General features: G+C 43.8%; 17 protein-coding genes, 2 tRNA genes and 2 rRNA genes. 7 read left to right on the forward strand and 14 right to left on the reverse strand.

All coding sequences use genetic code 11. The features are described from left to right. Nucleotides 1-201: 201 nt before the first annotated feature. The 8 genes from BDD43_RS27215 to BDD43_RS27245 form a co-directional block, all read right to left on the reverse strand. Nucleotides 202-3,079 (reverse strand): 23S ribosomal RNA (locus tag BDD43_RS27215). A gap of 280 nt (nucleotides 3,080-3,359) precedes the next feature. Beyond that, nucleotides 3,360-3,433, reverse strand: a tRNA-Ala gene (locus tag BDD43_RS27220). Nucleotides 3,434-3,540: 107 nt separating this feature from the next. Further along, a tRNA-Ile gene (locus BDD43_RS27225) sits at nucleotides 3,541-3,615 on the reverse strand. 372 nt (nucleotides 3,616-3,987) lie between these two features. Continuing rightward, nucleotides 3,988-5,509 (reverse strand): 16S ribosomal RNA (locus BDD43_RS27230). Together the 16S and 23S rRNA genes with 2 tRNA genes alongside form the textbook arrangement of a ribosomal RNA operon. Before the next feature lie 361 nt (nucleotides 5,510-5,870). Further along, entirely contained in the window at nucleotides 5,871-6,005 is a 135-nt protein-coding gene (locus BDD43_RS30940; RefSeq protein WP_262707440.1) for a hypothetical protein, read from the reverse strand. Nucleotides 6,006-6,278: 273 nt separating this feature from the next. Beyond that, a complete protein-coding gene (locus tag BDD43_RS27235) occupies nucleotides 6,279-6,644 on the reverse strand; it encodes a CoA-binding protein (protein WP_121201374.1) in 366 nt (121 codons plus the stop codon). After that, nucleotides 6,637-7,122 (reverse strand): DinB family protein, encoded by a 486-nt coding sequence (locus tag BDD43_RS27240; protein ID WP_121201375.1) that lies wholly within the window; start codon nucleotides 7,120-7,122, stop codon nucleotides 6,637-6,639. Before BDD43_RS27240 ends, BDD43_RS27235 begins: the two co-directional genes overlap by 8 nt. Before the next feature lie 2 nt (nucleotides 7,123-7,124). Beyond that, nucleotides 7,125-8,672: an NAD(P)/FAD-dependent oxidoreductase gene (locus BDD43_RS27245; protein ID WP_121201376.1), complete on the reverse strand. Its 1,548-nt coding sequence runs from the start codon at nucleotides 8,670-8,672 to the stop codon at nucleotides 7,125-7,127. An 87-nt stretch (nucleotides 8,673-8,759) separates the two neighbouring features. Between BDD43_RS27245 and BDD43_RS27250 the strand changes: the two genes are divergently transcribed. The 4 genes from BDD43_RS27250 to BDD43_RS27265 all read left to right on the forward strand — a co-directional run bounded on the left by BDD43_RS27250 (nucleotide 8,760) and on the right by BDD43_RS27265 (nucleotide 11,415). Then, complete coding sequence (locus BDD43_RS27250) at nucleotides 8,760-9,338, forward strand: LemA family protein (RefSeq protein ID WP_121201377.1); 579 nt, start codon at nucleotides 8,760-8,762, stop codon at nucleotides 9,336-9,338. A 191-nt stretch (nucleotides 9,339-9,529) separates the two neighbouring features. Beyond that, on the forward strand, nucleotides 9,530-9,967 hold the full coding sequence (locus BDD43_RS27255; protein ID WP_121201378.1) for a TPM domain-containing protein: 438 nt from the start codon (nucleotides 9,530-9,532) through the stop codon (nucleotides 9,965-9,967). An 8-nt stretch (nucleotides 9,968-9,975) separates the two neighbouring features. Further along, nucleotides 9,976-10,785 (forward strand): TPM domain-containing protein, encoded by an 810-nt coding sequence (locus BDD43_RS27260; protein ID WP_121201379.1) that lies wholly within the window; start codon nucleotides 9,976-9,978, stop codon nucleotides 10,783-10,785. A 78-nt stretch (nucleotides 10,786-10,863) separates the two neighbouring features. Further along, nucleotides 10,864-11,415 (forward strand): NUDIX hydrolase, encoded by a 552-nt coding sequence (locus tag BDD43_RS27265; protein WP_121201380.1) that lies wholly within the window; start codon nucleotides 10,864-10,866, stop codon nucleotides 11,413-11,415. Nucleotides 11,416-11,419: 4 nt separating this feature from the next. On the opposite strand, the gene BDD43_RS29800 is transcribed toward BDD43_RS27265, so the two are convergent. Further along, complete coding sequence (locus BDD43_RS29800) at nucleotides 11,420-11,728, reverse strand: hypothetical protein (protein WP_147425757.1); 309 nt, start codon at nucleotides 11,726-11,728, stop codon at nucleotides 11,420-11,422. Nucleotides 11,729-12,114: 386 nt separating this feature from the next. On the opposite strand from BDD43_RS29800, the gene BDD43_RS27275 reads away from it, so the two are divergent. Further along, nucleotides 12,115-12,642: a Uma2 family endonuclease gene (locus BDD43_RS27275; RefSeq protein ID WP_121201382.1), complete on the forward strand. Its 528-nt coding sequence runs from the start codon at nucleotides 12,115-12,117 to the stop codon at nucleotides 12,640-12,642. A gap of 110 nt (nucleotides 12,643-12,752) precedes the next feature. Here the strand turns inward: BDD43_RS27275 and dnaA are convergent, their stop codons facing one another. The 3 genes from dnaA to BDD43_RS27290 all read right to left on the reverse strand — a co-directional run bounded on the left by dnaA (nucleotide 12,753) and on the right by BDD43_RS27290 (nucleotide 16,636). Further along, nucleotides 12,753-14,180 (reverse strand): chromosomal replication initiator protein DnaA, encoded by a 1,428-nt coding sequence (gene dnaA, locus BDD43_RS27280; protein ID WP_121202146.1) that lies wholly within the window; start codon nucleotides 14,178-14,180, stop codon nucleotides 12,753-12,755. Nucleotides 14,181-14,546: 366 nt separating this feature from the next. Then, nucleotides 14,547-16,097, reverse strand: coding sequence for an acyl-CoA mutase large subunit family protein (locus BDD43_RS27285; RefSeq protein ID WP_121201383.1), 1,551 nt, complete (start codon nucleotides 16,095-16,097; stop codon nucleotides 14,547-14,549). Nucleotides 16,098-16,105: 8 nt separating this feature from the next. After that, the gene (locus BDD43_RS27290) at nucleotides 16,106-16,636 is read right to left on the reverse strand and encodes a DUF7935 family protein (RefSeq protein ID WP_121201384.1); all 531 of its coding nucleotides are present in this window, start codon (nucleotides 16,634-16,636) and stop codon (nucleotides 16,106-16,108) included. 95 nt (nucleotides 16,637-16,731) lie between these two features. On the opposite strand from BDD43_RS27290, the gene BDD43_RS27295 reads away from it, so the two are divergent. Continuing rightward, entirely contained in the window at nucleotides 16,732-17,085 is a 354-nt protein-coding gene (locus BDD43_RS27295; protein ID WP_121201385.1) for a HesB/IscA family protein, read from the forward strand. A 111-nt stretch (nucleotides 17,086-17,196) separates the two neighbouring features. On the opposite strand, the gene BDD43_RS27300 is transcribed toward BDD43_RS27295, so the two are convergent. Next, a complete protein-coding gene (locus tag BDD43_RS27300) occupies nucleotides 17,197-17,985 on the reverse strand; it encodes a carbon-nitrogen hydrolase family protein (protein WP_121201386.1) in 789 nt (262 codons plus the stop codon). Nucleotides 17,986-18,251: 266 nt separating this feature from the next. On the opposite strand from BDD43_RS27300, the gene BDD43_RS27305 reads away from it, so the two are divergent. Beyond that, nucleotides 18,252-19,490, forward strand: coding sequence for an ABC transporter permease (locus BDD43_RS27305; RefSeq protein WP_121201387.1), 1,239 nt, complete (start codon nucleotides 18,252-18,254; stop codon nucleotides 19,488-19,490). 82 nt (nucleotides 19,491-19,572) lie between these two features. On the opposite strand, the gene rfbB is transcribed toward BDD43_RS27305, so the two are convergent. After that, nucleotides 19,573-20,625, reverse strand: coding sequence for a dTDP-glucose 4,6-dehydratase (gene rfbB, locus BDD43_RS27310; RefSeq protein WP_121201388.1), 1,053 nt, complete (start codon nucleotides 20,623-20,625; stop codon nucleotides 19,573-19,575). Nucleotides 20,626-20,630: the final 5 nt, after the last annotated feature.

Genomic DNA, 20,630 nt, shown 5'->3' on the forward strand with positions numbered 1-20,630 from the left:
TCTTCTTGGACTAATGACCAACGAACAACTTAACTAATGAACCATTAAACAATGACATATTATTGAAAGAAGTAATTGATTTAAGAGAAAACAACAGCTTTGTGTTTCGGTTCATTAGTCATTTGTTCATTTGTAATCTGCTCTTATTGCTAAGACCAATCAACTAATGACCAATGAACTAATGAACCATAAATACCTGCTATGAGAAAGCTTCGGGTTATTAGTATTACTTGGCTATGATGTCACCACCTTTACACCTGTAACCTATCAACGTAGTAGTCTCCTACGACCCTCAATGGAAGTCTCATCTTGTGGCTAGTTTCGCACTTAGATGCTTTCAGCGCTTATCTATTCCCAACGTAGCTACTCTGCAGTACAGCTGGCGCCATAACAGATTCACTAGAGGTTAGTCCAACCCGGTCCTCTCGTACTAAGGTCAGCCCCACTCAAACTTCCAACGCCCACAACAGATAGGGACCGAACTGTCTCGCGACGTTCTGAACCCAGCTCGCGTGCCACTTTAATGAGCGAACAGCTCAACCCTTGGGACCTTCTCCAGCCCCAGGATGTGACGAGCCGACATCGAGGTGCCAAACCTCCCCGTCGATATGAGCTCTTGGGGGAGATCAGCCTGTTATCCCCAGCGTACCTTTTATCCTTTGAGCGATGGCCCTTCCATGCAGAACCACCGGATCACTATATCCGTCTTTCGACCCTGCTCGGCTTGTCTGCCTCACAGTCAAGCAAGCTTATGCTATTGCACTCCGCATACGGTTACCAAGCGTATTGAGCTTACCTTTGAAAGCCTCCGTTACCTTTTTGGAGGCGACCACCCCAGTCAAACTACCCGCCAAACAATGTTCTCCACATTGCAGAGTTAGACACCAAATACAGAAAGGGTGGTATTTCAACGTTGACTAACTGACTCCTAGCGAAGCCAGATCACAGTCTCCCACCTATCCTACACATCCTGTACCCGATGTCAATGTTAAGCTATAGTGAAGGTGCATGGGGTCTTTCCGTCCCGTTGCGGGTAACCGGCGTCTTCACCGATACCACAATTTCACCGAGCTCATGGCTGAGACAGCGCCCAGATCGTTACACCATTCGTGCAGGTCGGAACTTACCCGACAAGGAATTTCGCTACCTTAGGACCGTTATAGTTACGGCCGCCGTTTACTGGGGCTTCGATTCAATGCTTCGCCTTGCGACTAACATCCCCTCTTAACCTTCCAGCACCGGGCAGGTGTCAGGCCTTATACGTCATCTTTCGATTTTGCAAAGCCATGTGTTTTTGTTAAACAGTCGCCTGGGCCTTTTCACTGCGGCTGACATTACTGCCAGCGCCCCTTCTCCCGAAGTTACAGGGCCATTTTGCCGAGTTCCTTAGCCATGATTCACTCGAGCACCTTAGGATTCTCTCCTCGACTACCTGTGTCGGTTTACGGTACGGGTTTTTATAACCTGAAGCTTAGCGGGTTTTCTTGGAAGTCTGATTACCTGAACTATCCCATCCCCCGAAGGTTCCGAGTACTATCTGCTTTCAGCAAGAGTCACGGACTTACCTGTGTCTCCTATACCTACGGCATTTAACGAACTATTCCGTCAGTTCGCGTCAGTGTCACTACTCCGTCACCGCATCGCAGTTATAAAAAGTACTGGAATATTAACCAGTTGTCCATCGGCTACGCCCTTCGGCTTCACCTTAGGCCCCGACTAACCCTGATCCGATTAGCGTTGATCAGGAAACCTTAGTCTTTCGGTGGGCGGGTTTCTCTCCCGCCTTATCGTTACTTATGCCTACATTTGCTTTTCTACAATCTCCACAGTAACTTACGTATCTGCTTCGCTGACAGTAGAATGCTCCCCTACCAGATGCATTGCTGCAAATCCATAGCTTCGGTATACCACTTGATGCCCGTTTATTATCCATGCCCGATCGCTCGACTAGTGAGCTGTTACGCACTCTTTAAATGAATGGCTGCTTCCAAGCCAACATCCTAGCTGTCTGTGCAATCGGACCTCGTTAGTTCAACTTAGTGGTAATTTAGGGACCTTAGCTGATGGTCTGGGTTCTTTCCCTCTCGGCCCTGGACCTTAGCACCCAGAGCCTCACTCCAGCGTATATTATATAGCATTCGGAGTTTATCTGGATTTGGTAGGATTTGACTCCCCCGCACCCAATTAGTAGCTCTACCTCTATATAACTCAACCGCCAGGCTGTTCCTAAAAACATTTCGGGGAGTACGAGCTATTTCCCAGTTTGATTAGCCTTTCACCCCTACCCACAGATCATCCGGAAACTTTTCAACGTTTATCGGTTCGGTCCTCCAGTACCTGTTACGGCACCTTCAACCTGTCCATGGGTAGATCACAAGGTTTCGCGTCTACCCCCTCTGACTGCACGCCCTATTCAGACTCGCTTTCGCTTCGGCTGCGTGACTTAATCACTTAACCTTGCCAGAGAGGAGTAACTCGTAGGCTCATTATGCAAAAGGCACGCCGTCACGGAACAAGTCCGCTCCGACCGCTTGTAAGTACACGGTTTCAGGTTCTATTTCACTCCCCTGTTCGGGGTTCTTTTCACCTTTCCCTCACGGTACTGGTTCACTATCGGTCTCTCAGGAGTATTTAGCCTTACCGGATGGTGCCGGCAGATTCCCACAAGGCGTCTCCGACCTCGCGGTACTCAGGATACCACTATCCTATTATTACTTACTCTTACGCAGCTCTCATGCTCTATGGCCAGGTTTCCCACCCTGTTCAGATTCATTTTAATATTCATGTTGTGGTCCTACAACCCCGGTTATGCCGTAACATAACCGGTTTGGGCTTCTTCCCTTTCGCTCGCCACTACTCAGGAAATCACTATTGTTTTCTCTTCCTCCGCTTACTTAGATGTTTCAGTTCAGCGGGTTTGCGTATTTATACGACCGTTCTTCAAACGGCCAGGTTTCCCCATTCGGAAATCCGCGGATTAATTCATATTTGCCAATCCCCGCGGCTTATCGCAGCTTATCACGTCCTTCATCGCCTCTGAGAGCCAAGGCATCCCCCGTGTACCCTTTCTTACTTTCTTCTACTTATACGCCTTTTGCTCGTATAGTATGCTTTTTGATTGTTGTTCCGTTTATCGGTTCACTTGTTCATCAGTTCATTGGTATTACTACCTTTTTACCTTTGATTCCGTAAACCTCTAAAGCCAAAACAACGTCTCTACTGTTGTTTTCTCTTTTTTCAATTACTTCTTCCAATATGTCAAAGAACGTTTTGCTTCGCAGAAGCAAGAGTTAAGAGCCACGAACCAAGACTTTTTGTCTTGCTTCCTGATTCTTGCATCTTGACTCTTTCAAGCAGCGTGGAGAATAACGGATTCGAACCGTTGACCCCCTGCGTGCAAGGCAGGTGCTCTAGCCAGCTGAGCTAATCCCCCTTAAGGCAAGTGTGTCTTTTGTTCATTCGTTCACTAGCCATTCGCTCATTCGTGCCTTTTAAAAGGACTAATGAACCATTGAACTCTTGAACCAATAAACCAAAGTGTAGTCCGGAGCAGATTTGAACTGCTGACCCCTACATTATCAGTGTAGTGCTCTAACCAAACTGAGCTACCGGACTATTTTTTCTGTCAGTCATTGGTCATTCGTTCATTTGTCATTAGTTTTTCCGGTTAGCCGCTTTTGCTAACTAACTTTCTGACTTCAGACTTCTGACTTCCGACCTTTCACTGCCTTATGAATAATCTGTACACTAATTATAGTTACAGCCACCAATTGGCTTGTCTTTTGGGTGTTTCTTATTTAGTCTTGAGATGTGCGTATTGCGTATTGCGACACTTCACATTCTTTCTTCAAGCATCAGCCATTCTGAGTCTTTTGTCTCAATACGCTATACGCTCTACTCAATACTAAACTGTTTTTTTATAAAAAGAAAATAAATAATGAATGCAGCGTGCGCTATAAAGTAGCGAGGAGCGATTATCTGCTCCAGAAAGGAGGTATTCCAGCCGCACCTTCCGGTACGGCTACCTTGTTACGACTTAGCCCCAGTTACCGACTTTACCCTAGGACGCTCCTTGCGGTTACGCACTTCAGGTACTTCCAGCTTCCATGGCTTGACGGGCGGTGTGTACAAGGCCCGGGAACGTATTCACCGCATCATTGCTGATATGCGATTACTAGCGAATCCAACTTCACGGGGTCGAGTTGCAGACCCCGATCCGAACTGTGAATGGCTTTAAGAGATTTGCATCCTGTTGCCAGGTAGCTGCCCTCTGTACCATCCATTGTAGCACGTGTGTAGCCCCGGACGTAAGGGCCATGATGACTTGACGTCGTCCCCTCCTTCCTCTCTACTTGCGTAGGCAGTCTGTTTAGAGTCCCCACCTTAACGTGCTGGCAACTAAACATAGGGGTTGCGCTCGTTGCGGGACTTAACCCAACACCTCACGGCACGAGCTGACGACAGCCATGCAGCACCTAGTTTCGTGCTCCGAAGAGCTGATCCGTCTCTGAATCATTCACTAACTTTCAAGCCCGGGTAAGGTTCCTCGCGTATCATCGAATTAAACCACATGCTCCTCCGCTTGTGCGGGCCCCCGTCAATTCCTTTGAGTTTCACCCTTGCGGGCGTACTCCCCAGGTGGAACACTTAACGCTTTCGCTTAGACGCTAACTGTATATCGCTAACATCGAGTGTTCATCGTTTAGGGCGTGGACTACCAGGGTATCTAATCCTGTTTGATCCCCACGCTTTCGTGCCTCAGCGTCAATTAAACCATAGTAAGCTGCCTTCGCAATTGGTGTTCTGTGACATATCTATGCATTTCACCGCTACTTGTCACATTCCGCCTACCTCTAGTCCATTCAAGCCAATCAGTATCAAAGGCACTGCGATAGTTAAGCTACCGTCTTTCACCCCTGACTTAATTGGCCGCCTACGCACCCTTTAAACCCAATAAATCCGGATAACGCTTGGATCCTCCGTATTACCGCGGCTGCTGGCACGGAGTTAGCCGATCCTTATTCTCAGAGTACATTCAGCTTCGTATACATACGAAGGTTTATTCCCCTGCAAAAGCAGTTTACAACCCGTAGGGCCGTCTTCCTGCACGCGGCATGGCTGGTTCAGGCTTCCGCCCATTGACCAATATTCCTTACTGCTGCCTCCCGTAGGAGTCTGGTCCGTGTCTCAGTACCAGTGTGGGGGGTCATCCTCTCAGATCCCCTAGACATCGTCGCCTTGGTGGGCCGTTACCCCGCCAACTAGCTAATGTCCCGCATGCCCATCTTATCCCTATAAATATTTGATTACATCTCAATGCTGAGTCGTAATGTTATGCGGTCTTAATCTCTCTTTCGAGAGGCTATCCCCCTGGATAAGGTAGGTTACATACGTGTTACGCACCCGTGCGCCACTCTCATCAGGAGCAAGCTCCCAAATCCCGTCCGACTTGCATGTATTAGGCCTGCCGCTAGCGTTCATCCTGAGCCAGGATCAAACTCTCCATTGTAAATTTTAAGTTTTAATCGTGACCCTACTTTATTATTTGTAGAATCTCTGTATTATATATCTTTATACAGATAATCTCTCGCTATCCTTTTTGTCGCTTCGTAGTTTCCTCTCGAATTCTACTCCGCTACATTCATTATTACTTCCTCTTAAAGAACTTTCTCGGCTCCGCTTCCCGCTTCGCCTTTTATATTTATAACCCCGTAAGGCTTAAATCTTCTGCTTTGTTTAATCCCGGAAATCGCTTCCGGTATCTTCTTTTTTTACCCTTCCGAAACCTTCGTTTCTTTTGGGACTGCAAAGGTAAGAACCTTTTTGTTATTTCAAAGAAAATAAATTTTTATTTTTTCTCCTTTTCACAATCACTCGGCTTTTTTATCGCCTCGTTTGCGGGTTGCAAAGGTAAGAATCTTTTTAACTTTAACAATGTTTTTTTTGATAAAAATAAACTCTTTTCTTAACTCTGCACTTTTCAAAAAACAACCCTCTTTTTTCAATTGGGATTGCAAATGTATGGATAATTATGGCTTGCTACCAAACAAAATAGCTTATAATTTGTATTCATCTTTCAACTCACTGTAATTCAATAACAAAATCGGAAAAACTAATTGTTAACTTAACGTTATCTTGCGGTTATTAGGGTTAAAACTTCGCTGTTTTACTACTATGTTAGCCGTTTGGAGTATATAAACTATGTTGATTTAATTTTTATAAACGGACATAGTGTGCTAAAAAACCTATCTTTTTCTCCTTAGCGGGTAAACAAATAATTAATATTGGCCGGTTGATAACATAACGAGGGTGCAGGCCTCAATGGTTTCTATACCCTGTTGAGCCGCCATTTGTTCTAATTCGGCATTCTCGGTGCCTGGGTTAAAAATAATACGCCTCGGTTTTGTTTGCAGTATATAGTTATATAAAGGAGGCTGGTTGCGCGTACCTATATATAAGGTAAGGGTATCCACATCGTGGTGAATAGCCTGCGGCTTTTCAATCGTAACGCCTGCAACCTCGCCATTTTTAAGGCCAACGTTAATAATGTCGTGTCCGTTTTTTACCAGGCGGTTTGCTGCAAGGTATGCGTATCGGCTGGCATCGGGTGTGGCACCTAATACCAAAGTTTTTTTACTAGCCATTTATTATTGTATTTAAGATTGAAATTTGCCCGGCGTGGTAAACGTGGTGCTGCATGAGGCCGGTAATAAGTGCTTCGTAGGTTGCGCCGTAGCCTGTGTAGGTTTCGCGGCTGTCGTTGGTATCTTCTGTCCACTGCTCATCTGTAAACGCAGTTATCTGTTGTGTTAGTTCTACATTGGCTAACTTAAAGCTTGCTATAAGTTGCAACCATTTTTGCTCATCGGGCGTGCCCGAAGTGCTCCAATCGCCCCGCAGAGGTTGGGCGGCTGGTTTTTGCTGCATCCTTTCGGTAGCCTCTTCTGTCCAGGCGAGCATGTGTGTTAAAATTTGGTAAATGTTATGCAATGCGCCCTGAGGCTTTTGGTAAGCGGCCTCAAAACTTACCGCTTCCAGTATGGTATATATAGGTGTGCCGTACCAGGGCTGTCCGTACAATATAGTTTGGAGTTGTGTTTGTAATTTTGCCGATTTATCCATCACTATAATATTTTAAAAGCTGCCGAGGCGCAGTTGATACCATCTATAGCAGCAGAAATTATGCCACCAGCGTATCCGGCACCTTCGCCGCAAGGAAATAACCCCGAAATTTGCGGATGCTGTAGCGTTTCTTTGTTGCGCGGCACCTTAACGGGCGACGATGTGCGCGACTCTACTCCTACCAAAATGGCTTCGTTAGTGTAATAGCCTTTCATTTTTCGCCCAAAGGCGGGCAGGGCTTTTCGTAAACGCTGGTGTATCCACAAAGGCAACACCTGGTTTAAGTTTACACTTGTTGTGCCGGGCAGATAGGAGTTTTGCGGCAAACCGGCAGATGCCCTTCCTTCCACAAAATCAACCATACGCTGGGCGGGGGCAACCAGCTTTCCGCCGCCTGCTTTAAAGGCCAATTGCTCAATACCGTGCTGAAAGTTTAGCATACGGAAAGGATCATCGGCATTACCCCCAACATCTTCAAGGTTAACCTGCACCACGGTGCCCGAGTTGGCGAAAGGATTATTACGCTTTGACGGGCTCCAGCCGTTTACCACAATCTCGTTATGGGCTGTTGCGCATGGCGCGATGATACCACCCGGACACATGCAGAACGAAAACACTCCCCTATCATCAACCTGCTCCACCAGGTTGTAGTAGGATGGCGGCAGGTGTTCGCCACGGTTTTCGCAGTGGTATTGGGCGGCATCTATGATATGTTGAGGATGTTCGATACGGACACCCAATGCAAAAGCTTTAGCTTCGATAAGGATACCCTGGGCATGCAGCATCTCAAAAACATCTCGCGCAGAGTGCCCCGTTGCCAGGATAACCGCCTTGGCTGCGATGTTTTGGCCCGATTCGGTTTTAACGCCTGCAATTTTATTGAACTGAATATCTAAAGCGGTAACCTTACAGTCGAAGTGAATTTCGCCGCCCGCATTTTGTATAGTTTCGCGAATGGCGGTTATTATTTGCGGTAATTTATTGGTGCCTATATGCGGCCGCGCATTTACCAAAATATCTTCGGACGCGCCGTGCGCCACAAATACTTTGAGTACCTCGGTTACATCGCCACGTTTGGTTGAGCGTGTGTATAACTTCCCGTCGGAGTAGGTACCCGCCCCGCCTTCGCCAAAGCAATAGTTTGATTCGGGGTTTACTATGCCTTGCTTATTAATATCGGCCAAATCGCGCCGGCGTTGTTTAACATCTTTGCCACGCTCCAATAGTATTGGTTTTAAACCCAGCTTTATGCATTGCAACGCTGCAAATAACCCGGCAGGGCCCGCACCTATAATAACAACGTGTTTGGCATGGCTAACATTGGGGTATTGTATGTTATAACTTTGTACCGGCGGCTGCTCACCAATAAAAATAATTATTTGCATGCGGTAAAGCACCTTGCGGCCGCGGGCATCAATAGAGCGCTTGAGTACTTTTAGGGCCGATACTGTGTTTAATGGTATTTTAAGTGCTGTAGCCGCTATTTTTTTGAGGGCATTTTCGTCTTCATGCTCTTCGGGAAGGCATACTATTTCGAGTTCTTTGGTCATGTTGGGGTCGGGTTATTATCCCGAATAGAAACAAAGGTAGGTATTTTGTGTATTACAAGATATAATCACACAAAAAACTAACCCAACATGAAAAAGATATTATCGGCCATTGTTATGGTAACTGTTGCCTTGTTGTTAAACTCGTGCAGTTATAACAGCATGACCCGCCTTGACGAAAATGTTAAAGCCAAATGGGGACAGGTAGAAAACGACTACCAGCGACGCTCGGATTTGATACCTAATTTGGTGGCAAGCGTTAAAGGCGCGGCAAATTTTGAGAAAAGCACCCTTACCGATGTTATTAACGCACGGGCAAAAGCAACATCGGTACAAGTTGACCCCACTAAATTAACGCCGGAGGCTATTCAAAAATTTCAGGCGGCGCAGGGCCAGCTTAGTACAGCTTTGGGTAAACTGATGGTGGTTACCGAAAACTATCCCGATTTAAAAAGCAACCAAAACTTTTTAGGCTTACAAGCCCAACTGGAGGGTACCGAAAACAGGATAACCGTTGCCCGCCGCGATTTTAATACCGCCGTGCAAGAGTATAACAGTAAAATACGCGCATTCCCGGCAAATTTAACCGCCAAAATGTTTGGGTTTACCGAGAAGGGATATTTCCAGGCCGAAGCGGGAAGTGCTGTTGCACCCAAAGTACAGTTTTGACCGCTGATTAATTGACTATTATGATTACGCTGATTGATGATTCGATTTTGATGAGCAATTCAATTCATTGATTATGTTCAATAATTAACATCGGCGCAAAAAATTTAGATCAACATTAATTAAGTGTATATCATCCTATCAAACAAACACAGCAACCAGCGTAATCATATCAATAATTAATCGGTGATATTATGGCACTATTTAACGACAGCGAGCAAGAACGCATACGCAAAGCAATTGAAGAGGTTGAAAAATACACTACAGGCGAGTTACGTGTTTGCGTGGAAAAAAAATGCGGCGAAGATGTTTTGCTGCGTGCAGCTAAGTATTTTGAGGAATTAGGAATGCAACATACCCGCCACCGCCACGGCATTTTAATATATGTGGCCACTGTAGACCGTAAATTTGCCATTATTGGCGACAAAGGAATTAACAAAGTTGTGCCGGCGGACTTTTGGGACACTACTAAGGATGAAATGCTGGCGCACTTTAAGATAGGTGACGTAGTAGACGGTATAGTTACGGGCCTGAAAATAGCAGGAAACAAACTGCAACTATACTTTCCACACCACCGCAACGACGGGCCGAACGAGCTGCCCAACGACATAGCATTTATGGACGGTAATTAATAAAAAAGATGTTAAAAAAACTCACACTCATTTTTCTGCTTGCTGTATCGGCCTGTTTGGCCTACGCTCAGGATTTACCTCCAAAATCAACCACTTTAGTTACCGACCAAACCAATACCCTATCGCCCGATGAAAAGGCTAGGCTGGAAAGCAAACTGGTTGCCTTTGACGACTCTACCAGTACCCAGATTGCGGTGGTGATTTTAAAATCTGTTGGTAGTTATGATATAAACCAATACGGCGCAGCATTGATAAGGGCCTGGGGAATTGGAACCAAAGGCAAAAACAATGGCATACTGATATTGGTTGCCATGGCCGACCATAAAGTAAGTATACAAACCGGCTACGGTGCCGAAGGTGCAGTGCCTGATATTGTTACGCACGAGATTATCACGAACAGCATTACTCCAAATTTTAAACAAAACAAATATTACGAAGGCCTGGACGAAGCCACCAGTTCGCTTATTGCCCATATGAAGGGCGAGTATAAGGCCGATGCCAAAACAAAAAAACAAGTTAACAACAATGATGGCGGCGGCGGGGCAAGTATTGCAATTGTTATAATTATTGTAGTGGTTGTGCTTGTATTTATATTTAGGAACCGAGGCGGCGGCGGTGGGCATATTATTGGCAGGCGGGGTGGCGCAAGCCCGTTTTGGTGGTTTTTAATGGGATCGGCTATGGGTAACAGTAATAGCGGCGGCGGCTTTTTTGGTGGCGGCAATAACTCCGGCGGCGGTGGGAGCGATTCGGGCGGAGGTTTTGGCGGCTTTGGCGGAGGTGATTCGGGCGGGGGCGGCTCCAGCGGGAGCTGGTAATTACTATCGCTGCCTTGATATAAACGCGTTGCCGATTTGTATATTTGTTGTTTAATACCACAAAACTTTAAACACCGTATGCAAAACCTTACCTGGAAAATAATTTCATCAACCTATATCCATAAAGGCCCATGGGCCACACTACGCAAAGATGTTTGCCAAATGCCCGATGGCCGCGTGGTACCAGGTTATTTTGTGTTAGAATACCCTAACTGGGGCAATGCCGTAGCCATTACCGATGAAGGTAAAATACTATTGGTGCGCCAATACCGCCACGCGGCTCAAATAGTTTCGTTAGAGTTGCCCGGTGGGGTTATTGAACCGGGCGAAGCCCCCGAAGATGGCATTAAACGCGAACTTTTAGAAGAAACCGGCTACAGCTTTAACGATATTGAGCAAATAGCCGTTGTTTATGCCAACCCGGCCACGGGCAATAACCACACCTATTGTTATATAGCCAAAAACGGAAAAAAAACCAACGCACAAAATTTAGATGCGCACGAAGAGATTGTGGTTGAAGAATACACCATTGCCGAAGTGAAACAATTACTTGCCGAAAACAAAATTGCCCAGGCCCTGCATTGCACCAACTTGTTTTATGCGCTGATGAAATTAGGTGAGTTGAAGTAACTGATTACAACAATTTCCCCATTGCAAATATTACTAATCCTATTAATGCCCCAATAACTATAACTAACGTTAGCCGTATTAACCTTTTTATAGGCACTAAAAACTCTGTATTAAATTTTGCTTTTGTATCCTTATCGGTTAACTTTTTAATGGCTGCTGCTACAAATAGGTTGTTTACAAGATAATAGGTTATACAACCGTGAATTATAAAACCCATAATAATCCAACTTTTTAAGTTGAAATCCGTTTTTTTTAACGGGCCTTCTACAAAACCGGAGTGCGGTGTTATAATTGTAAAATACAAAATATCCAACAAATACCATGTAAAAAAAGCTACAGGTATATAGGCGTTTATTTTAATAAATTTTGATTGCTTGCCCGACTGTTCATTGAAATTTAAAACTAAATAGGTTTGATAGTAAACAATAAGCGATAGCGTTAAAACCGACAAAAAGTTTGCAATTTCAAAACTGAGTCGATAATGAAATTCCAGTATCACGCAGCCGCATACAAAAGGCAAAAAAAGCAAAAGCACATGCCACAATTTTAGCTTTAATTTCATTAGGTTTGGGTTATTTGCTAATATACTATTTTTCAAAACTGAAATCATAAAAAGTACATCGTAGTCTATAATTGCAAAATGGAACGCCACCAAACAGATTTCGTTTTGTAGAGTTTTGTTATTAAATTAGCTATGTTATGAAACAAATACTTGACATTCCACGCACCGCAATGGAAGTTTTTAATATGCTCCCCGAAGGCACCCGTTGTGAGGTTATTGATAATACGCTATACATGTCACCATCACCAACATCAGATCACCAGGAATTATTGGGCGATATATTTCTCAATCTTACACAGGCAGTAAAGGCCAATCAGTTGGGCAAGGTTTATATTTCACCTTTGGATGTGTATTTAGATGACGGGCTAACTGTTGTACAACCTGATGTTGTTTTTATCAGCACTGCCAAGTTAAGCCAAATTGAGAAGAAAGGCATTGTCGGCTCGCCAGACATAGTTTTGGAGGTCTTGTCGTCAAATAAAGACTACGATAAGAAAAAGAAATTTGAACTTTATCAAAAAAACCAAATTCCTGAGTACATTATTATAGACCCGGAAAATAAAAACGTTTGGCATTACCTTTTGCGAAACGGCAATTATGAGCAGTTACCATCTGCCGACGGGCAATTAACCGTTAAGTCTATAAATGCTCAGTTCACATTTTAACAATCTCTTTCGGTTATTCAAAATTCGCCGCGTTTTTTACGACTTATAAAAAAAGTCCCTATTTCTTTCTGAAACAGGGACTTCTTTCTTTATCGGACCATCGTAGTTCACTACGACATCTTTAATTTCTTTTGAATATCAGCCACGTAGCCTTTAAATTTTTTATCGGTATCTATTAAATCTTCAACGGTTTGGCAGGCATATATCACTGTAGAGTGATCGCGGCCACCAAAAAATGAACCTATTGATTTTAGTGAGCTTTTGGTGTGTGCCTTAGCCAGGTACATTGATATTTGGCGTGCCTGTACAATTTCGCGTTTGCGGGTTTGCGATTTTACCATTTCTATCGGTACCTCAAAGTACTCGCAAACCAGGCTTTGTATGTACTCCATCGAAATCTCTTTAGTTGAGTTTTTGATAAAGTTTTTCAACATTTGCTTGGCCAGGTTTAAATCAATTTCCTTGCGGTTTAGTGTGGATTGTGCCAGTAATGATACCATTGCACCTTCCAGTTCGCGCACATTGTTATCAATATTGTGGGCAACGTATTCTATAACCTCGTTTGGCAAATCAATACCATCCTGATATATTTTGGTTTTGAGGATAGCCATACGAGTTTCCAGATCCGGAATTTGCAGATCGGCCGAAAGGCCCCATTTAAAACGCGATAGCAAACGCTCTTCTAAACCGGCCAAATCTTTAGGTGCTTTATCAGATGTGATAATAAGCTGCCTGCCCGATTGGTGCAGGTGATTAAAGATATGGAAAAAGAAATCCTGTGTTTTTTCTTTACCGGCAAAGTTGTGTACATCGTCCATAATCAGCACATCAATCGCCTGGTAAAAGTTCACAAAATCATTAATGTTATTGTGCTTTAGAGCGTCAACAAATTGCTGGGTAAATTTCTCGCACGATACATAGAGTACCAGCTTATCCGGCAGGGTGCGTTTAATTTCGTTACCAATGGCCTGTGCAAGGTGAGTTTTACCTAAACCTACTCCACCATAAATCATTAATGGGTTAAACGATGTGCCACCGGGTTTAGCTGCAACTGCATAACCTGCCGAACGGGCAAGGCGGTTACAATCGCCCTCGATAAAGCTATCGAACGTGTAATTTTGATTTAATTGCGGGTCAACCTGTAACTTTTTAAGTCCGGGTATCACAAACGGGTTTTTAATGTCTTTATTAATAGATATTGGTATTGGCATTGATTGATTTTTACCTTCGGCGCCGTTTCCGTTAGATGGCATGTTGGTAGTATATGGTTTGCTTGATGATGATTGCTCAACAACAATGTTATACTCCAACCTCCCGTCTTCGCCTAATTGCTTTTTTATTGTTTTACGCAATAAGCCAACATAATGTTCTTCCAACCACTCAAAAAAGAATAAACTTGGTACCTGTATGGTTAATACACTACCTTCAATTCTTAAGGCTTTTATAGGCTCGAACCAAGTTTTAAAGCTTTGGGCCGGGATGTTGTCCTTAATTATCTGCAAGCAGTTATTCCAAACATTTGTACACGTTTTTTCCATTATCATCTATTAAATTATTGATTTACAAACACCCAACGAAACTTAATCAGGGCCTGTTCCGGAACATCGAATATTGAAAAAATAAGTTTATAAAAAAATTAAAATTTCACTTTTCCGATATTCATCATTAAAACACTCTGTAACGCGTTTGTTACGGCAATTATCCACTTTTTAGCTATAAAGCGCATAATTGCAAAAAAAATCCAAGCTTTCCCCCCTAATCAAAACATAGCTTTATAGTTAGGGGGAGGGTTGCGAGGGGGTTCAAAATTAAGACAAAAAAACGGCATCCATCTCGTTACCTTCAATTAAATTTTCAATTATTTATACCTGCTTAACCATCAATGGCAAAAGCAATAAATTGTTTTAATATTCGCCAAATATTTGCCTCAGTGTATCGGCAATTTCGCCCAAAGTGGCATAACACTCCACGGCTGTTAAAATATAAGGCATCAGGTTTTCATCGCCAAGGGCAGCTTGTTGTAAATTTTGGAGAGCAAGGGCAACGGCACCGTTATCGCGGTGGGCCTTTAACTTTTTAAGCTTATCAATTTGTGTAATGCGTATAGCATCGTCAACCCTAAAAAGTTCTATACCTTTTTCTTCGGGCTGGGTAAAACGGTTAACGCCCACTACCACCTGCTGGCCGCTTTCAATATCGTTTTGATGCTGGTACGCCGCCTTTGCTATTTCTTGCTGAAGATAATCTTGCTCAATGGCTTTTACCGAGCCGCCCATTGCATCTATTTTATCAATATATAATTGAGCGGCGGCTTCCAGTTCATCGGTTAGGGTTTCAACAAAAAACGATCCGGCAAGCGGGTCAACGGTATCGGTAACGCCGCTTTCAAAGGCTATTATTTGCTGTGTACGCAGGGCAACCTTAGCGGCGGCCTCGGTTGGCAGCGATAGGGCCTCGTCGTACCCGTTGGTATGTAACGATTGTGTGCCGCCTAAAACAGCCGCCATAGCCTGGTTGGCTACCCGCACAATATTGTTCATGGGCTGTTGCGCAGTGAGCGTTGAGCCACCCGTTTGGGTATGGAAACGCAGTTTTTGGGCACCCGCATCAGTCGCGCCCAACTGTTTGGTAATATTTGCCCACATGCGCCGCGCGGCGCGAAACTTGGCTATCTCTTCAAAAAAATTGTTATGGCAATTAAAAAAAAAGGAAAGCCGTTTAGAAAACACATTAATATCCAAGCCTTTATCAATAGCGGCCTTTAAATAGGTTTTACCATTGGCGAGGGTGAAAGCCAGTTCTTGCACGGCCGTTGAACCTGCCTCGCGGATGTGATAGCCCGATATAGATATGGTGTTCCATTTGGGCACCTCTTTGGCGCAGTATTCAAAAACATCGGTAATGAGCCGCATAGACTGCTGTGGCGGATAAATGTAGGTACCGCGCGCGGCGTATTCTTTTAAAATATCGTTTTGTATGGTGCCAGATATTTGTTTTAAATCGGCACCTTGTTTTTTCGCCAATGCAATGTACATGGCCAGCAAGGTTGAGGCGGTGGCATTGATTGTCATGGATGAGGTGATCTTTTGCAGATCGATACCATCAAAAAGTATCTCCATATCCTTTAACGAATCAATTGCTACGCCTACTTTGCCTACTTCGCCTTCGGCAAGCGGGTGGTCGGAATCATAACCTATCTGGGTAGGCAAATCAAACGCTACAGAAAGTCCCATAGTGCCCTGGCTCAACAAGTAATGGTAGCGCTTGTTTGATTCTTCGGCTGTAGAAAAGCCTGCGTACTGGCGCATCGTCCAGGGGCGGCCGCGATACATATCTTTCTGTATACCACGCGTATATGGAAATTCGCCGGGCAATTCATCCATTGGCTGCCGGGTACTGGTATAAACTTCGCGTATCTGGATGCCCGAAGAGGTGGTAATTTTTTTGTGAGACATGGCAGTTATTAAAGAATCTGTTCCAAATCCTGACGAATAACGGCCAGGGCAATATCATAAGGATTATCTTCCTGGTGGCTTAAATGCAACAGTATCAGCCGGCTTAAATCCATACCGGTAGCGTTTTCGGGCAAACCCTTTACGGCATTTGTTATAATGGCTATGGTATCATCTTTAACTCTACGCGTAACACCCCATGCGCGGGTGCTTACATAAATTTGTTGGGTTACGTTATGCAAAAACTCTTCGCGAATTTCGGCAATAACCATAGTTTGCAATTCGTTTGCACTATATAAAGGCCCGTTTAAACGAATAAGCATGTTTGATGGGTTAATACGTTCAACAAACAACACCAGGCGCTCGTAGGCCTGCAAACGCAAAGGCAGGGTTTGGCTGCTTAACGATTTACGAAACTCAAGCAACTGATATTTTTCGCTACGATTAAGCTGAGGCTTAATTAGCGCATATGCCGCACCAAAAATTGCCATACCGGCAACAAAGTATTTTAAAACATCAAATATATAACTGTAAATTTCCATAATTTGGGTAAAATGTTAGCAAGGTGTCATAAACATTAGCCTCCCCGCAAAACTCCGCATTTTGCCTTATATTTGCATATCAAATTAAAAATAACATGAGTACTGCTGTTGAAACCATTGTGGCCCCTGTTTCTTTTACTGCGGGCGCGGTAAAAGAACTTGAGAAATTGAAAGATCAGCAAGAGTTGAATGATGATTTTGGTTTGCGCGTTGGCGTAGAAGGCGGCGGCTGCTCGGGCATGAACTATGTTTTAGGCTTTGACCAGCAAAAAGACGGCGACCAGATTTACTTTATTGATGGCATTAAAGTTTTTATGCATAAAGCACACGGCCTATACCTTGCCGGGATGCAAATTGATTTTCAGGACGGTTTAAATGCACGCGGGTTTACCTTTAACAACCCTAATGCTGCCAGCACCTGCGGTTGCGGTACGTCGTTTGCGGTTTAGGGGGAAATAGAGTCCAGAAGTAAGAATCAAGAAGCCAGAAACAGGAATCAAGATCTTTTAATTTTATTAGATTGAGCGATAGGTTTGGCAAAAATCTTTCTATTGATTTAATTAACTGTAAAGCTCGTTTTTGAATCTTTTTGCTAAAAGCCCTGTTGCCAGTTTAGGATCAATATCTGCTACAAGCACACCAATTTTACCATAGGTTTGGTGTGCTACACAACTTCCATCAGGCGCGATGATTGAACTGGCAGACTCCGTGTAAACGGAAGCGAAATTTGAACTGGCAAAATATATCGTGTTTTCCATTGCTCTCATCATCATAGCTTTCTCGTAATAGGGGTTGTTTTTGGCACCCCACTCCGTAAGTTGTATTCCATATGTGTTACTTCCCGAAAAATGTGGATGAAATACAATTTTGGCGTCATGCTGTGCAGCCCACCTTACCGATTCGGGATAACGAAAACCCTCATGGCATATCGTGATTCCAAATTTTATACCATTCAATTCAAAAATGCTACGTTCGGTACCGGGAATCCATATGTTATCTTCTGTTGGGTCTAACTGATTTTTTGTTTGGTACCCTAATATCTCACCAGTATTAGATATAACATAGGCCAGGTTCATTATCCCTTCGGCATGATGCCAATCCATTGGTACAATAATAGCCATTGAGTTTTCAGCGGCGATTGCACAAACCCTATCTAATGCTGACTTTAAACTTTCGGGAGATCTGTCGCTTTCAGCATATCCCATTCCCGGGTATCCCGGCAAAAAAGATTCAGGAAAACATATTATTTCGGCTTGTTGTACAACAGCCTCTTTAACCAATCTATCTAGCCAATATAAACCATCGTTTAGGGACTTTGGGAAGGGAGGCGAGGCCAATGCAATTTTCATAAGATGCGTAACGGTAATTAAACTTACATAAAGTTATTAAAACTCGTAATGCCTAACAAAGAAGCCATTAAATAATTGGCTAATTTAATTGGGAAATATGATTAAATTGACAGCAAATATTGAAACAATGTACCTAAATAGCAATATGTACAGTTTGTTATCAATAGGCTTTTTGTAAAAAACAGCGTACAAATAATTAATGTATTGGCTGTAACAAATATGGCCATGCCATTGTCTAAACCATTGAATTAGCTAAAATTACGCCCATGTCTGTACAGATGAATTATAAAGAGAATATCGCGGTAGCATTACAATCTATTGGCGGTAATCGGCTGCGCACGTCGCTAACGTCTTTAATCATCGCTATCGGGATTATGGCATTGGTGGGCATTTTAACTGCTATTGAAGGTATTAAGCAATATACTAACGATGCTTTTTCGAGCATGGGAGCAAACTCGTTCACCATTCGTAACCGTGGTGGCGGCATTAGGTTTGGCGGCGGGCGAGGCAAAGTTTACCCTGCCATTAAATACCAGGATGCGGTTCGTTTTAAAAAAATATTCAGCTTGCCTGCAATTATCTCGGTTAATACATATGCATCATTTGCAGGCACGGCAAAATATCTGGATAAAAAAACCAATCCTAATATTTCGGTTTTAGGCGCCGATGAAAACTATTTGCAAACAGGCGGTTATAAGCTGGCCGCCGGACGTAACTTTTCGCCAGCCGAACTTGAGTACGGGGCCAATGTTGTAATTGTTGGCGATGAGATAAAAACTAAACTTTTTAAAGACGAAAATCCGGTTGATAAAATGCTAACTATTGGCAGCAACAAATTCCGCATTATTGGTTTGTTGGCTTCAAAAGGTTCAAGCGCGGGTTTTGGTGGCGATAAAATGTGTATCATCCCGGTTTTTAAGGCCAAGCAAATTACTACCAACCCCAATCCATCGTTTACTATTGGTGTTATGGTGAGTAACGCCAGCGCTTTAGAGGCCACAACCGGCGAAGCAACTTCGGCTTTCCGTAACATACGGCGCCTGCCAATAGGCCGCGAGGATAATTTTGAAATTACCCGCAGCGATTCTATTCAGCAGCAATTATCGGGGCAATTGGCGGGTATTACCATTGCAGGTATGGCCGTTGGTTTAATTACACTAATTGGTGCATCAATAGGTTTAATGAATATTATGCTGGTTTCGGTTACCGAGCGCACGCGCGAAATTGGTATCCGCAAGGCTATAGGTGCAACTCCAGCGGTAATACGCAAGCAGTTTTTAATAGAGTCGATAGTGATATGCCTTATAGGCGGCGCGGGAGGCATTATATTAGGCATGGCCGTTGGTAACCTTATAGCCGTAAAAATTAGCGGCACTTTTGTTATACCATGGTTATGGCTATTGTTAGCAATTGCGCTTTGTACGGTAATAGGCTTAATGTCGGGCTTTTACCCGGCAAAAAAGGCCTCCAAGCTTGACCCTGTTGAAGCTTTGCGTTACGAATAATTACCGCGCAAAAAAAGGGTTGAAACATATAGCTACGTTTCAACCCTAATCATTTAATTTTTGCTAAGAACCCTATTCGCGCTTATCTTTCCGAATATTGTTCTTTGTAGTATTGTTTGTAATGGCCGGATGTAACATCTTCGAGCCATTTTTCGTTGGCTAAATACCAGTCAACCGTTTTTTCGAGGCCTTGCTCAAAGGTAATGCTGGGCACCCAACCCAACTCGTTTTTTAATTTGGTGGCATCAATAGCGTAACGCAAATCGTGCCCTGCCCTATCGGTAACATAGGTAATTAATTTTGCCGATTCGCCTTCGGGCCGCCCAAGTTTACTATCCATTACTTTGCACAACTGGCGTATCAAATCAATATTAGTCCATTCGTTATGGCCGCCAATGTTATAAGTTTTACCGCTTTCGGCTTTATGGAATATTACATCAATAGCCCGTGCGTGGTCTTCCACCCAAAGCCAATCGCGTATGTTCTCGCCTTTGCCGTAAATTGGGATAGCCTTATTTTGTTTGATGTTGTGGATAGATAAGGGTATCAACTTCTCCGGAAAATGGAACGAGCCGTAGTTATTTGAGCAATTTGATATTACGGCATTCATACCGTAAGTATCCTGGTAGGCACGCACAAAATGATCTGAACTGGCTTTTGATGCCGAATATGGCGAATGCGGATCGTAAGCAGTTTCTTCGGTAAACATGCCTTCTTCGCCTAAGGTGCCGTATACTTCGTCGGTAGATACGTGATAAAAACGCGTTTCGTTATAACGGCCCTTCCAACTTTCTTTGGCCGCGTTTAACAGGTTAACGGTGCCAATAACGTTAGTCATCACAAACTCAAGCGGGTTGGTTATCGACCGATCGACATGGGATTCAGCGGCCAAATGAATAACGGCATCTGGCTTCTCGGTTTTAAAAAGCTGATCTATAAAAGCTGCGTCAACAATATCGCCTTTAACAAAGCGGTAATTGGGTTGTTGCTCTATATCGCGCAAATTGGCCAGGTTACCTGCATAGGTTAATTTATCGAGATTGATAATTTGATATTGCGGATATTGCGTTACAAAACGCCTAACAACGTGCGAACCTATAAAACCGGCCCCACCTGTGATGATAATGGTTTTCATTGAAT

This window comes from Mucilaginibacter gracilis (genome assembly GCF_003633615.1).
Lineage (GTDB): Bacteria > Bacteroidota > Bacteroidia > Sphingobacteriales > Sphingobacteriaceae > Mucilaginibacter > Mucilaginibacter gracilis.